Here is a 12677-nt window from a genome sequence, read left to right as displayed (position 1 = left end):
GGCGGATGTAGAGCGTCTTGGCGGGGCCATATTCCGGCGGCACATCGGACCAGCGATAGCCTCGCTGAATGCAGAAAATGATGCCCGATAACACGCGCCGGTCGTCGACACGCGGAACACCGCGCGGCTTTCTGGGCAACAAGGGCCTGATTTTATTGTACTGTTCTTCGGTGAGCCAGAAATGCGACGACATGAACCCCCCCGGATTTCACATCTTGAATCACATCAGCGTTTATAGGTCTACGCCCTAGGCTCAGGCCCCATTAATCGGCTTGAGATCGCATTGGTCGCATGCTTCACCCCCCAGACTTTCAGGGGGTATCATGAGCAATCTTTTTTGGCTGACCGACGAACAGATGGCGCGGCTGCGACCGTTTTTTTCCAAGAGCCATGGCAAGCCGAGGGTTGATGATCGGCGGGTGTTGAGTGGGATAATCTTCATCAATCGCAATGGCTTACGGTGGTGCGATGCGCCCAGGGAATACGGCCCGCCGAAGACGCTCTATAATCGCTGGAGACGTTGGAGCGAGATGGGTGTTTTTGCCAGGATCTTTGAAGGGTTGGCTGTGGAAGCGACGGACCTGACGACGATCATGATCGATGCGACCTATCTGAAAGCCCATCGTACAGCGTCCAGTCTGGGCGTCAAAAAGGGGGGCGTGGGCGCCTGATCACTGCCGGGCAGTGATCGAGATCATGTTCGCGCGTCTGAAGGATTGGCCGCGGGTCGCCACCCGATATGACAGATGCCCCAAAGTCTTCCCCTCGGCCATCGCTCTCGCCGCAACAGTTATGTTTTGGTTATGAGGCCTGAGCCTAATGTAACTGACTACGCCGTGCCGTTTTTTGTTGCGGCCATCGCGTTGGAGCTTGCGTGGATCTTTTTTAAAAAACGCGGCGGTCGCTATGAGGCGCAGGATGCGATGACCAGCCTGTTCATGGGGGTGGGGTCAGTCCTGTCGGGGATCCTCCTTGGGTTTCTCGCATTCGGGTTTTTCATGGTGTTGTGGCGGATCACGCCGTTTGATCTGGGCACGGCCTGGTGGGTGGTGGTGGTCTGCTTTGTGCTTGACGATCTGCGCTATTACTGGGTGCATCGGTTCGGACATCGGATCCGCTGGGTCTGGGCCAGCCATGTGAACCACCATTCCAGCCAGCATTACAATCTGACAACGGCGCTGCGTCAGACCTGGACCGGAACCTTCACCCTGATGATGGTGGTGCGGGCGCCATTGGTGCTGTTGGGGTTTCACCCGGCGATGATCCTGTTTGTCGGTGGCATCAACCTGATCTACCAGTTCTGGATCCATACCGAGGTGATCGACAAGATGCCGCGCTGGTTTGAAGCGGTCATGAACACCCCCATTCATCACCGGGTGCATCACGGGCGCAATGCGCGTTATCTGGATGCGAATTACGCGGGCGTGTTTATTGTCTGGGACAGGATGTTCGGCACGTTTGTACCGGAACAGGAGAGCGAGCCGGTGGATTACGGGCTGGTTCACAACCTTGGTACGTTCAACCCGATCCGGGTGGCCTTTCACGAATGGGTGGCAATCTTCAGGGATTGGATGCAGCCGGGCGTGACGTGGAAAGATCGCTGGAACTATGCCATCAAACCGCCGGGGTGGCGCCATGATGGCAAAGGGGGATCCACTGAGATGCTCAAGCGTCTGGATGTGAAGCGGCACCCGGAAAAGGCAGGCACACCGGGGTTTGAGCCCTCAAGGATGCGCTGACGGGGCAGGGGCTTTGCCCCTCGCCTCTGCGAGGCTCACCCCAGGATATTTGCAACAAGGAAACAGGGCGGGCGAAAGCTTGCCTTTTCTTTTCCCGGGGATTGAGGAAGGGGGAGGCTGCTTTATGCTATGGGCATGGATCGGGAGAGTGTCATGGTTTCACGGCGGGTTGTTCTGACAGGTTTGATGGCGATGTCCGCGCTGCCGCATGTTGCCGGGGCTGAGGCTGGGTTCCGGGCCTGGTTGTCCGGTTTCGGGAAGGCCGCGCGTCGCGCCGGGATCAAATCCGCAACCCTGAAACAGCTCGACACTGTTGCCTATCTTCCCAAGGTGGTGGCTGCAGACCGCAAGCCTGCTGAGACGGCCAAGTCACTGGATTTCTATATTTCCTCTGCGGCGTCGTCCGCTCGAATCCGGACGGGAAAATCCATGGCGCGCCGACATTCCGGACTGCTGGAGCAGCTGGAGCGGCGCTATGGCGTGTCGCGCTATGTGCTGTTGGCGATCTGGGGGATGGAAAGCAGCTATGGCGGATTTCGCGGCAATGTCCCTACGCTGTCGGCGCTTGCCTCTCTGGCCTATGAAGGGCGTCGGAGAGAGCGTTTTGAGGATGAACTTCTGGCGGCTTTGAAGATCCTGCAGGCGGGGGATGTGGCCCCGAAGCGGCTGGTCGGCTCTTACGCGGGGGCGATGGGGCATACGCAATTCATGCCCAGCTCCTACCTTGAACATGCGGTTGATTTTGATCGGGATGGGCGGCGGGATATCTGGGGTGATGATCCCACGGATGCGCTGGCCTCCACCGCGGCGTTCCTGGCTGCGAAAGGCTGGTCCAAAGGGCCGCGCTGGGGAGAGGAGGTTCGGCTTCCACAAGGGTTTGATCTGGCGCTGACCGGGCGGATTTATCCACGTAAGCAGGCCGCGTGGGCGCAGCTTGGGGTCACCCGGGCCAATGGCCGGAAACTGTCCGGAAAACGCGAAGGCGCCGTGATCCTGCCTTCTGGGCCAGAGGGGCCAGTTTTCATGATTTACCCGAATTTTCACATCATCAAGACGTATAATTATGCCGACAGCTATGCGATCAGCGTTGGCCATCTGGCGGATCGAATTGCGGGGGAGGGGGCATTTCTGACCCGTTCTTCCGACCGACCCTGGGGGATGAGTTTGAAAGAGCGTGTTGAGCTGCAAAACCTTTTGAATACAGCGGGTTATAATGCAGGTCGGGCCGATGGCGTGATTGGGGAAAAGGGCCGCGCCGCGATCAGGGCCTATGAAAAGGCACATGGGTTGCGCCAGACGGGGGTTCCCAGCCGCGCGCTCCTTGCTCGTCTGCGTTAGGGCTGCCCGTTAAGGTCCGGGTAACGGTGACAGTCCCTCGTGTGGTTCATGAACAGTCCGCACGCCTCCATCCACGCATAGACAATGGTCGGACCGCAGAACTTGAACCCGGCCTTTTTCAGATCCTTGGAAATCTGAGAGCTGAGGGCGGAGGAGGTCGGCACATCGGCCTGGGTGGCATAATGCCCCACAAGCGGGTGCCCATCCACATAGGCCCACATCATTTTGGAAAAGGCCTCTGCGCCGCCCAGATCCAGATAGGCCTGCGCATTGGTGATGGTGGCTGCGATCTTGCCGCGATGGCGGATGATACCGGGGTCCGCCAAGAGGCGAGAGATGTCTTCCTCGCCCCAGGCCGCAATCTGTTCGGGGTCAAACCCGGCAAAGGCGGCGCGGAAATTGTCGCGTTTCCTGAGGATGGTGATCCAGCTGAGACCTGCCTGAAACCCGTCGAGAATCAGCTTCTCCCACAGGGCGCGTCCGTCCCATTCGGGCACCCCCCATTCCAGGTCGTGATAGGTTTGATAAAGCGGATCCTCGCCGCACCAGGCGCATCTGATCATTTTTCCCCCAATATCAATTGCTTGTTCGGAAAGTTTTCAATTTTCCTTAAAAGCTGTGTTTTACCTGTTGTTAGCGAGTTTGCCGACAAAATGACAGTGTTGGGATGTGGCGAGCAGCGTTGCTGAAGGGGGCTGGTGCCACACAAATCGTGTTGGGGACGATATGAGCAAGAAGGTTAAAAGCAGCCCGTTTGATTTTGCGGTGCAAAAACGGCAAAGCGAGACGCTGGATATGGTGCGCATTGCGCTGGCGCACAAACAGGTGAAGCTTGCCTTCCAGCCGGTGGTGCTGACGGCCCAGCCGGATTGTATGGCCTTTTATGAAGGGCTGCTGCGCGTTACCGACCAGCAGGGGCGTGTGATCCCTGCCAAGGATTTCATTGACGTGGTGGAAGAGACCGATATGGGGCGTCAGTTGGACGCGCTGGCTATTGAACAGGGTCTGATGGCTTTGGCTGAGGAACCCAGTCTGCGGCTGTCAATCAACATGTCTGCAAATACGATAGGGTATGCCCCCTGGAACGCAGCTTTGCTGGCGGGGCTGTCCAAAGACCCCACGCTGGCCGAACGTTTGATTATCGAAATCACCGAACGCACCGCGCTGTGCAAATCTGATGACCTGCTGGATTTCATGACCGAGATGCAGGGTAAGGGGATCAGCTTTGCCCTGGATGATTTCGGGGCCGGATATACCTCGTTCAAATACCTTAAGGATTTCTATTTCGACCTGCTCAAGATTGACGGGGAACTGATCAATGGCGTGCATAAGGACCCGGATGCGCAATTGCTGACGGAGGCGCTGCTGGACCTGGCCCATAAATTCGAAATGTTTGTTGTGGCCGAAAATGTCGAAACCTTCGAAGACGCAGAATATCTCAGCTCGATCGGGATGGATTGCATGCAGGGGTATTATTTTGGAGTGCCGACCCTGACCCCCTATTGGCGGGTCAATCAGATACTGGGAAAAACGGCCTGACATCCAGATGCCCCCTGCAAAACGGGTGGTGGTCAGATGTCAGAGCGTGCTTCTGCGCTATGCTGAAAGTTGCGCTCATCGTGTTTTCTTAAACATATTATTTCTCACGCTTGATTTTTTCTGCAATGCAGCACAGGATGCCGGCACCGCAATCACGCGGATCTGGGTTGGCCTGTCTTGGGGAGGGCGGTTGCCTCTGACCCGCATGTAGGAATTTGGAACGCAGGTGATCGAAGGCGGCAACAGCCAGGTCGACTTGCATCAGGTGGAGGAAGACCATGACCAATGTCGTAATCGTATCGGCCGCGCGCACCGCGGTTGGCAGTTTCTCGGGTGCGTTTGCCAATACGCCCGCCCATGATCTGGGCGCAACCGTGCTGGAAGCCGTGGTGGAACGGGCCGGTATTGAAAAATCCGAGGTGGATGAAACTATTCTGGGTCAGGTGCTTGCGGCCGGTCAGGGGCAGAACCCCGCTCGTCAGGCCCATATCAACGCGGGCCTTCCGCAGGAATCGGCTGCGTGGAGCATCAACCAGGTCTGTGGTTCGGGGCTGCGTTCGGTCGCACTCGCCGCGCAACATATTCAGTTGGGGGATGCCGGAATTGTCGCCGCAGGCGGTCAGGAAAACATGTCTTTGTCGACCCATGTGGCGCATCTGCGTGCCGGGCACAAAATGGGGGACATGAAATTCATCGATTCGATGATCAAGGATGGCCTCTGGGACGCGTTCAATGGCTATCACATGGGCCAAACCGCCGAGAATGTTGCAAATCAATGGCAGATTTCGCGTGATATGCAGGATGAATTTGCCGTGGCTTCGCAGAATAAGGCCGAAGCCGCTCAGAAAGCGGGCCGGTTTGCGGATGAAATCACCCCCTTCACCGTGAAAACCCGCAAAGGGGACATCGTGGTCGATAGCGACGAGTATATCCGTCACGGCGCCACGATCGAAGCGATGCAGAAACTGCGCCCTGCTTTCGTGCGGGACGGCGGTTCCGTGACGGCGGCCAATGCATCGGGCATCAACGATGGTGCGGCCGCCGTGTTGCTGATGTCGGCTGACGAGGCCGAGAAGCGCGGGTTGGAGCCGCTGGCCCGCATCGCTTCTTACGCCACCGCCGGGCTCGACCCGTCGATCATGGGTGTCGGCCCGATTTTCGCCTCGCGCAAGGCGCTGGACAAGGCCGGCTGGGCCGTGGGCGATCTGGACTTGGTGGAAGCCAACGAAGCTTTTGCCGCGCAGGCCTGCGCCGTGAACAAGGACATGGGCTGGGATCCGTCGATCGTGAACGTGAACGGCGGCGCCATTGCCATTGGTCACCCGATCGGCGCGTCTGGTTGCCGTATCCTGAACACGCTGCTGTTTGAAATGAAGCGCCGCGACGCCAAAAAGGGTCTGGCGACCCTGTGCATCGGTGGCGGTATGGGCGTGGCCATGTGCCTTGAGCGCCCGTAACCGGCGACAAGATATTTTGGAAAGGGGCGCCGATGGGCGCCCTTTTTTTGTGCCTGATATCTTGTGCCTGAAATAACGTCCGGGCTGCTTTTGTCATCTCGTGTTTACAAGTCTCGTGCAGCTTGTGATTGATTCGCCAGCAGGAGTGTCATTTTGCGCTGGCAGCGTTCCAAACTGCCTGAAAACTGAGCGATTTGCGGGAAATCTTGCTGCAATTGCAGTTAAATAGCCGCAATGCAGAAATATCGTCGCAATATTGTTGCTCTTCCAGCTTCCTGGGGGTAATAACATTACCAATAAGTGATGTCTATTTGGGAGATATGAACATGGCAAAAGTAGCACTTGTAACCGGCGGTTCGCGCGGCATCGGAGCTGCGATTTCAACAACTCTGAAAGCCGAAGGTTACGAGGTTGCCGCCACCTACGCGGGCAACGACGAAAAGGCCGCGGCCTTTACCGCAGAAACCGGCATCAAGACCTACAAGTGGAATGTCGGCAGCTATGAGGACAGCAAGGCAGGTCTGGCCCAGGTCGAGGCCGATCTTGGCCCGATCGACGTGGTGGTTGCCAATGCCGGGATCACCCGCGATGCACCGTTCCACAAGATGTCCCCCGAGCAATGGCAGGAAGTGATCGACACCAACCTGACCGGCGTGTTCAACACCGTGCACCCGATCTGGCCGGGTATGCGCGAGCGGAAATATGGCCGCGTGATCGTGATCAGCTCGATCAATGGTCAGAAAGGGCAGTTTGGGCAGGTGAACTATGCTGCGACCAAGGCCGGGGATCTGGGGATCGTGAAATCCCTGGCGCAGGAAGGCGCGCGTTTTGGCATCACCGCAAATGCGATCTGTCCCGGTTATATCGGCACCGAAATGGTGATGGCCGTGCCAGAGAAGGTGCGGGAAGCCATTATTGGTCAGATCCCTGCCGGTCGACTGGGGGAACCCGAAGAAATCGCCCGCTGCGTCGCCTTCCTGGCAGATGAGAAATCCGAGTTCATCAACGGCTCAACCATCTCGGCCAACGGGGCTCAGTTCTTCGTCTGATCAGCACGGGCAGGATTGCAGAGCGGGTCGCGGTTTCGCGGCCCGTTTTTTTATGGCGTCGCGGAGTGGGCGCAGGGTGAACAGGGCGTGAAAGGCTTGTGCCCGCAGGATATGGGCTTTGCGATAGTGGCGCTGCATCTCGGTGATATTGGCAGTTTCCAGCATTGGATACCCTCAAGTTTTATTTGCTTCACATAAGATGGATGACATGAAACTAAATAACAAACGAGACTTTTCAGGGTTTCGGTTAAGTGATATTGAACTGATATGTCTGATCGTCTTCCCCCGCTGACCGCCCTGCGCGCCTTTGATGCCGCCGCCCGCCACATGTCGTTTCAAAAGGCGGCGAGCGAGCTGCACGTGACGCCCGCCGCGCTTTCGTTCCAGATCAAGTCGCTGGAAGAGCATCTCGGGGGGGCTTTGTTTTACAGGCTGAACCGCGCGGTTGAGCTGACCGAGGCAGGCAAGGCGCTGGCGCCTGGTGCGCAGGAAGGGTTCGAAACGCTGACCGCCGCCTGGCGGGCTGCGCGTCGCAGTCTGGAAACCAACGTGCTGACTGTGACGGCCGGGCCGGCGTTTACCTCGAAATGGCTGGCGCCGCGCATGTATGCGTTTGCCCAGTCCCATCCCGAGGTCGAATTGCGTTTTGCGGCCAGTCTGCAGATGGTGGACCTGTCGCGGGATGAGGTCGATGTGGCCATTCGGTTTGGTTATGGCCCCGATGGCGGGTTGTTTTCGCATCCCCTGTCAGAAGAGTGGATCACGCCGGTCATGACCCCGGAAATGGCGCAACGTTACCCCACGCCGGAGGCGTTGTTGCAGGCCCCTCTGATCTCCGATCATTCGATTGATTTTTTGCAGCCGCGGTGCGACTGGGCGGCGTGGTTTCGGGCGGCGGGGATCGATGCCCAGCCGGGGCCAGCACTCAGTTTCAACCAGGCCGATCACGCGCTGGATGCTGCGATGGCCGGGGCGGGTGTTGCGCTGGGCCGGCGGTTTTTCGTGTCGAAAGACCTGATGGAGGGGCGACTGGTTGCGCCCTATGGCGTGGCAATTTCGACCCGCGCGCATTTCCGGTTTCTCTGCGCGCTCGGACGAGAGACCCGCCCGGAAATCAAGGCGCTGCTGGACTGGATGCTGGAGGAAATCGAAAAAACGGCCCATGTGTCGGATGACATGACAATTTTGCCGGTCGAGGCGCTGGCGTGACCCGGCCTCGCGCCACTTCTGTGGGGTTCATCGCGGTGCTGCTGTGGGCCTTGCTGGCGCTGTTTACGGTGGGGTCTGCGCCGGTCCCGCCCTTCCAGCTTGCAGCCCTCTGTTTCGCCATTGGTGGGGCATTGGGGGCGGTCTGGATTGGGGCTACGGGCGGGTTCTCTGTGCTGCGTGGTGTCAGTTGGAAGGTTTACGGTTTCGGGACTCTGGGGCTGTTTGGCTATCATGCGCTTTATTTCTCCGCCCTGCGGATGGCGCCGGCTGCCGAGGCGGGGTTGATTGCCTATCTCTGGCCGCTGATGATTGTCCTGTTTTCCGGTCTGCTGCCGGGAGAGCAGCTGCGCCCCATGCATATCCTTGGTGCCCTGGTGTCCTTTGTGGGGGCGGCGTTGATCGTGTTGGGGGGCGCGGCCGGGTTTTCCGCAGAACACCTTCCGGGATATGGGCTGGCGTTTCTCTGTGCGCTGACCTGGTCAGGGTATTCGGTGCTGAGCCGCCGGTTGGGCAGCACCCCGACCGCCTCGGTTGTGGTGTTCTGCCTGATGACATCCCTGTTGGCAGGGATTGCGCATATCCTGGTCGAAGAAACGGTCTGGCCGGTCGGGGCCATTGGCTGGTTGTCCGTTCTCGGGCTTGGCCTCGGTCCGGTGGGGCTTGCGTTTTATGTCTGGGATGTGGGGGTCAAGCAGGGGGATATTCAGCTGTTGGGCGTGGCATCCTATGTGGCGCCGCTTTTATCCACTCTGGTGTTGATTCTGGCAGGGATTGCCGCGCCAAGTGCCGCACTTTTGCTTGCAGGTTTCCTCATCACGGCAGGGGCCGTGATGGCGGCGCGCGCCAGCACCAGATAGCGGCACTGACAGGATGGTGATCGTCAGGCGATTGCGGGAAGGCGCGCGCGGAGTTTACGTCAGATCAGATCTGTTTGGGATGCCAGTTCAGGCATTTTCCAGACGGGCAATCTCTTCCTTGATCTTCAGTTTCTGCTTTTTCAGTTCGGTGATCTCCTGGTCCGTGGTTCCGGGTGCGCGCTGTGCGGCTTCGACCTCGCCCTCCAGGGCCTGATGTTTGCGGCGCAACTCTTCCACATGCGAACTGACGCTCATGGCGATCCTCCTTTGAAAAACGATTTTGCCCTTCGAGTGCATCATAAAATTTCGGGGATGTCACGAATTGGTTGCAATTGTTGGCATATTTTCGCGCCTCCGCGAAGTATTGCGAATTGGTCACCAAAGAGGGAAGGCATGGCCGTCACGCAGGATCGACGAAACCTCGGGGGTGTAATGCTCGGCATCCCCAACATGTTGTGGTCCTTCGTGTAAAACGAGGGGTGCTGCGAGGCGGAAGGCACCGCGTCCGCCTTTTCGGGCCTGCACAATGACAAGTGAGGTGACCCGGCCGATTCTGGGGCTGAGCGGTTTGACCATGATCGAGCCAAGCCTGTCATCCAGAGCGGCCATGATCTCTGGCAGGCGTTCGGCCTTTTGGATCATGGTCAGGTAACCGCGTGGTTTCAGCCGCCGGGTGGCCTGATCAATCCAGACGGAGAGCGGCAGGTCTTCGCCCAACGCCCCTTCACGCAGCGTATCGGGTGAGGGCGTGCCACGCTCTCGCAGATAGTAGGGGGGGTTCATGATCACATGATCAAAACTTTCTTCCTTGAGCGCGGCAGGTGGGGTTGCAATATCCGCTTCGTGAACCTCGAAAGGGATGTGGTTTTGTGCCCCGTTGTGGCGGGCCAGCTCGGCATAGGCTGCCTGGCGTTCAATGCCCACAAGACGCACCCCTGTCACCCGTGTACCAAGGCAAAGGGCAGCGGCCCCGGCCCCGCACCCCATATCCAGCACGCATTCCCCCGGATGGGCCTGCACGGAGGCCGCCAGAAAGACCGGATCCACCCCGGCGCGATATCCGTTGACGGGTTGGGTCAGAACGAGCTTCCCCCCCAGAAACTTGTCCTCACTGAAACCCGTTGGTGCTGTGCTCATCCCGCTATCCTCCCGTCGCAATGTCATGGTCGCGCAGGATTGCCCGCGCCGGGAACAGATCCTGATCGCGGACCATAGCGCGACGAGGTAAAATTCCTATTGATCCCTCCAGTGCACTCATATGGACGTCCATGACAAATAAGGGTATATCCTCGGCCTCAAGAAGGGCTGTGACGTAGGGGATCAGTGTCGGGTCAGTGGTGCGGATAAGCTCTTTCATAGACAAAGACTTAAGGGCAAGCGCGTGAAACGCCAACGGGGTTTTGCGGCAATGTGACGGGATCGTGAGCAAAATGAAGGACGCAAGCTATAAACCGCATGAACGCCTTGGGGCGCATCTGGCGGCAGACATGGATGCTGTGAACACGCTGATTCGCGATCGGATGGCGTCCGAGCATGCACCGCGCATTCCCGAAGTGACAGCGCATCTGGTGGATGCTGGCGGCAAAAGATTGCGCCCGATGCTGACCTTGGCGGCGGCGCGCCTGTGTGGCTATGATGGGCCTTATCACGTGCATCTTGCGGCAACGGTTGAGTTTATTCACACCGCGACCCTGCTGCATGATGATGTGGTGGATGAAAGCGCCCAGCGGCGTGGGCGCCCGACGGCAAACCTGCTTTGGGATAATAAGTCCTCGGTCCTGGTCGGGGATTACCTGTTTTCACGCTCGTTTCAGCTCATGACCGAAACCGGGTCCATTGACGTGCTGCGCATCCTGTCCAACGCTTCGGCCACCATTGCCGAAGGTGAAGTGCTACAACTGACCGCCGCGCAGGATCTGAAGACGGATGAAGGTATTTATTTGCAGGTGGTGCGCGGCAAAACCGCAGCACTGTTTTCCGCCGCAACCGAGGTAGGGGGGGTGATCGCCGACGCGGATCACGCCCATGTGCAGGCGCTGTTTGAGTATGGTGACGCCTTGGGTATTTCCTTCCAGATCGTCGATGATCTGCTGGACTACTGGGGGGGGGAGGCCACGGGCAAGAATATTGGTGACGATTTCCGCGAACGCAAACTCACCTTGCCATTGATCAAAGCGGTGGCCAAGGCGGGACCCGAGGAGCGCGCTTTCTGGGTCCGCACCATTGAGAAAGGCCGGCAGGAAGAGGGTGACCTTGAACAGGCGCTGATGCTTCTGAATAAGCATGATGCCTTGGAGGAAACCCGGCAGGATGCGCTGGCCTGGGCGGAAAAAGCAAAATCCGCCATGGCCTCTCTCCCCGAGGATCCGATCCGTGATATGCTGATTGATATCGCTGACTACGTGGTGGCGCGAGTTGCCTGATCAGATTTGGGGCTTGCGCCCCAATGCCTCCGGCGGGGATATTTGGAACAAGAAAAAAGGCCGAAAGATTTTGTTAACCAGGATCTGGCAGTTTGGAGCTGCGGTACAGGCGGGGACGCCGATGACCGTACAAGGAAAAAGCGATAAGCTTTGAAAAGAGAGGGCGCCCCCCTCTCTTTTTTCTTGCCTTAAATACCTCGGGGGTCTGGGGGCAGCGCCCCCAGCCATGCTTTACCTCAAAGCGGAGGCTGCGATCCACCAATCAGGATGGTCGTGGCGCAGTTGAGCCCCGGCGGCCTCGGCGGCGGCTCTGGTTTCAAACAGGGCGAAACAGGTCGCACCGGAGCCGGACATGCGGGCAAGGCGCGCGTTGGGCAAAGCGGCGAGCGCCGTGAGCGTGTCTGCGATCACCGGTGTTGCGGCGATGGCCGGGGTCTCAAGGTCATTGCGCTGCCGGGCCAGCCAGTCAATCAGGGCGGCAGTGGTTTTCCAGCGTGGCAATGTCTTGGGCATGGGGGCGTTGGCCTTTTGTGTCAGCGCCTTGAATACGGTCGGGGTGGACACGGCTGCACCGGGATTGGCCAGTACCGCAAAGAGGGGGGGGAGCCCCTCGACCGGCGTCACCCGCTCTCCGATCCCCTGCATCCGTGCCGCCTGACGTATCAGGCAGACCCGCACATCCGCCCCAAGTGTCGACACGTCAGGCAGGCGCGTGTCACCTGTAAGCTCCGCCAGGGCCAGAACGGTTGCTGCTGCATCCGAACTGCCCCCGCCAATCCCCGCCATTGCAGGCAGGTGTTTGGACAGGGTGATTTCCACCGGAATACCATAGAGATCTGCCGCCTTGCAGACGAGGTTCGATCCATCCGAGGGCACGCCGTCAGCCTGTGGCCCCACCACATTGAGTTGATTGGCCGCCGCCGGTCGGATCGAAATCCGATCGCCCACATCGGCAAAAACGACCAGGCTGTCCAGCAGGTGATAGCCGTCGCCACGTTGGCCCGTGATGTGCAGGGTCAGGTTGACCTTGGCGGGTGCAAAGGTTTTAGAGATCTGCAGCGTGTTG

Annotated in this window: 15 protein-coding genes and 1 pseudogene; 9 read left to right on the top strand and 7 right to left on the bottom strand. The window is 58.7% G+C overall.

What is annotated here, in order from left to right:
* Positions 1-193: transposase (locus AKJ29_RS10200; protein ID WP_152972441.1), on the bottom strand; the 193-nt coding region annotated here is incomplete at its 3' end.
* A 130-nt stretch (positions 194-323) separates the two neighbouring features.
* Here AKJ29_RS10200 and AKJ29_RS10195 point away from each other — a divergent pair.
* From AKJ29_RS10195 to AKJ29_RS10185, 3 genes and pseudogenes are all read left to right on the top strand, one after another.
* Positions 324-665 (top strand): annotated as a pseudogene (locus tag AKJ29_RS10195) (transposase); the annotation flags it as partial.
* A 138-nt stretch (positions 666-803) separates the two neighbouring features.
* Positions 804-1739 (top strand): sterol desaturase family protein, encoded by a 936-nt coding sequence (locus AKJ29_RS10190; RefSeq protein ID WP_055190418.1) that lies wholly within the window; start codon positions 804-806, stop codon positions 1737-1739.
* 153 nt (positions 1740-1892) lie between these two features.
* Complete coding sequence (locus tag AKJ29_RS10185) at positions 1893-3077, top strand: lytic murein transglycosylase (RefSeq protein ID WP_055190416.1); 1185 nt, start codon at positions 1893-1895, stop codon at positions 3075-3077.
* Here AKJ29_RS10185 and AKJ29_RS10180 read toward each other — a convergent pair.
* Positions 3074-3640 carry a DNA-3-methyladenine glycosylase I gene (locus AKJ29_RS10180; RefSeq protein WP_055190414.1) on the bottom strand — a complete coding sequence of 189 codons (567 nt, stop codon included), beginning with the start codon at positions 3638-3640 and terminating at the stop codon, positions 3074-3076. The genes AKJ29_RS10185 and AKJ29_RS10180 overlap by 4 nt on opposite strands.
* Before the next feature lie 163 nt (positions 3641-3803).
* Between AKJ29_RS10180 and AKJ29_RS10175 the strand changes: the two genes are divergently transcribed.
* The 3 genes from AKJ29_RS10175 to phbB all read left to right on the top strand — a co-directional run bounded on the left by AKJ29_RS10175 (position 3804) and on the right by phbB (position 7122).
* Entirely contained in the window at positions 3804-4616 is an 813-nt protein-coding gene (locus tag AKJ29_RS10175) for an EAL domain-containing protein (RefSeq protein WP_055190412.1), read from the top strand.
* A gap of 278 nt (positions 4617-4894) precedes the next feature.
* Positions 4895-6073: an acetyl-CoA C-acetyltransferase gene (locus tag AKJ29_RS10165; protein ID WP_055190408.1), complete on the top strand. Its 1179-nt coding sequence runs from the start codon at positions 4895-4897 to the stop codon at positions 6071-6073.
* Positions 6074-6399: 326 nt separating this feature from the next.
* A complete protein-coding gene (phbB, locus tag AKJ29_RS10160; protein WP_055190577.1) occupies positions 6400-7122 on the top strand; it encodes an acetoacetyl-CoA reductase in 723 nt (240 codons plus the stop codon).
* Here phbB and AKJ29_RS19670 read toward each other — a convergent pair whose 3' ends face one another.
* Positions 7123-7287 carry a hypothetical protein gene (locus tag AKJ29_RS19670; protein ID WP_161805399.1) on the bottom strand — a complete coding sequence of 55 codons (165 nt, stop codon included), beginning with the start codon at positions 7285-7287 and terminating at the stop codon, positions 7123-7125.
* Positions 7288-7389: 102 nt separating this feature from the next.
* Between AKJ29_RS19670 and gcvA the strand changes: the two genes are divergently transcribed.
* Together gcvA and yddG are read left to right on the top strand one after the other, a co-directional pair.
* A complete protein-coding gene (gcvA, locus tag AKJ29_RS10155) occupies positions 7390-8331 on the top strand; it encodes a transcriptional regulator GcvA (RefSeq protein WP_055190406.1) in 942 nt (313 codons plus the stop codon).
* On the top strand, positions 8328-9188 hold the full coding sequence (gene yddG, locus AKJ29_RS10150) for an aromatic amino acid exporter YddG (protein WP_055190404.1): 861 nt from the start codon (positions 8328-8330) through the stop codon (positions 9186-9188). Before gcvA ends, yddG begins: the two co-directional genes overlap by 4 nt.
* Before the next feature lie 87 nt (positions 9189-9275).
* Here yddG and AKJ29_RS18750 read toward each other — a convergent pair whose 3' ends face one another.
* From AKJ29_RS18750 to AKJ29_RS10140, 3 genes are all read right to left on the bottom strand, one after another.
* Positions 9276-9443, bottom strand: coding sequence for a YdcH family protein (locus tag AKJ29_RS18750; protein WP_074963795.1), 168 nt, complete (start codon positions 9441-9443; stop codon positions 9276-9278).
* Between the two features lie 120 nt (positions 9444-9563).
* Entirely contained in the window at positions 9564-10325 is a 762-nt protein-coding gene (locus AKJ29_RS10145) for a tRNA1(Val) (adenine(37)-N6)-methyltransferase (RefSeq protein WP_055190402.1), read from the bottom strand.
* A gap of 4 nt (positions 10326-10329) precedes the next feature.
* On the bottom strand, positions 10330-10545 hold the full coding sequence (locus AKJ29_RS10140) for a putative signal transducing protein (protein WP_055190575.1): 216 nt from the start codon (positions 10543-10545) through the stop codon (positions 10330-10332).
* Between the two features lie 73 nt (positions 10546-10618).
* Here AKJ29_RS10140 and AKJ29_RS10135 point away from each other — a divergent pair, with 73 nt between their 5' ends.
* Complete coding sequence (locus tag AKJ29_RS10135; protein ID WP_055190573.1) at positions 10619-11611, top strand: polyprenyl synthetase family protein; 993 nt, start codon at positions 10619-10621, stop codon at positions 11609-11611.
* Between the two features lie 231 nt (positions 11612-11842).
* On the opposite strand, the gene AKJ29_RS10130 is transcribed toward AKJ29_RS10135, so the two are convergent.
* Positions 11843-12664 carry a 4-(cytidine 5'-diphospho)-2-C-methyl-D-erythritol kinase gene (locus AKJ29_RS10130; RefSeq protein WP_055190571.1) on the bottom strand — a complete coding sequence of 274 codons (822 nt, stop codon included), beginning with the start codon at positions 12662-12664 and terminating at the stop codon, positions 11843-11845.
* Positions 12665-12677 lie beyond the last annotated feature (13 nt).

The sequence above is a fragment of the Aliiroseovarius crassostreae genome, from assembly GCF_001307765.1.
In the GTDB taxonomy this organism is placed as follows: Bacteria; Pseudomonadota; Alphaproteobacteria; order Rhodobacterales; family Rhodobacteraceae; genus Aliiroseovarius; species Aliiroseovarius crassostreae.
The sequence above is the reverse complement of the archived record's forward strand: the minus strand, read 5'-3'. Positions and strand labels throughout refer to the sequence as shown.

Coding starts and splice junctions, on each gene's coding strand:
- AKJ29_RS10190 (WP_055190418.1), top strand. CDS start 804: ATGAGGCCTGAGCCTAATGTAACTGACTACGCCGTGCCGTTTTTTGTT.
- AKJ29_RS10185 (WP_055190416.1), top strand. CDS start 1,893: ATGGTTTCACGGCGGGTTGTTCTGACAGGTTTGATGGCGATGTCCGCG.
- AKJ29_RS10180 (WP_055190414.1), bottom strand. CDS start 3,640: ATGATCAGATGCGCCTGGTGCGGCGAGGATCCGCTTTATCAAACCTAT.
- AKJ29_RS10175 (WP_055190412.1), top strand. CDS start 3,804: ATGAGCAAGAAGGTTAAAAGCAGCCCGTTTGATTTTGCGGTGCAAAAA.
- AKJ29_RS10165 (WP_055190408.1), top strand. CDS start 4,895: ATGACCAATGTCGTAATCGTATCGGCCGCGCGCACCGCGGTTGGCAGT.
- phbB (WP_055190577.1), top strand. CDS start 6,400: ATGGCAAAAGTAGCACTTGTAACCGGCGGTTCGCGCGGCATCGGAGCT.
- AKJ29_RS19670 (WP_161805399.1), bottom strand. CDS start 7,287: ATGCTGGAAACTGCCAATATCACCGAGATGCAGCGCCACTATCGCAAA.
- gcvA (WP_055190406.1), top strand. CDS start 7,390: ATGTCTGATCGTCTTCCCCCGCTGACCGCCCTGCGCGCCTTTGATGCC.
- AKJ29_RS18750 (WP_074963795.1), bottom strand. CDS start 9,443: ATGAGCGTCAGTTCGCATGTGGAAGAGTTGCGCCGCAAACATCAGGCC.
- AKJ29_RS10145 (WP_055190402.1), bottom strand. CDS start 10,325: ATGAGCACAGCACCAACGGGTTTCAGTGAGGACAAGTTTCTGGGGGGG.
- AKJ29_RS10140 (WP_055190575.1), bottom strand. CDS start 10,545: ATGAAAGAGCTTATCCGCACCACTGACCCGACACTGATCCCCTACGTC.
- AKJ29_RS10135 (WP_055190573.1), top strand. CDS start 10,619: ATGAAGGACGCAAGCTATAAACCGCATGAACGCCTTGGGGCGCATCTG.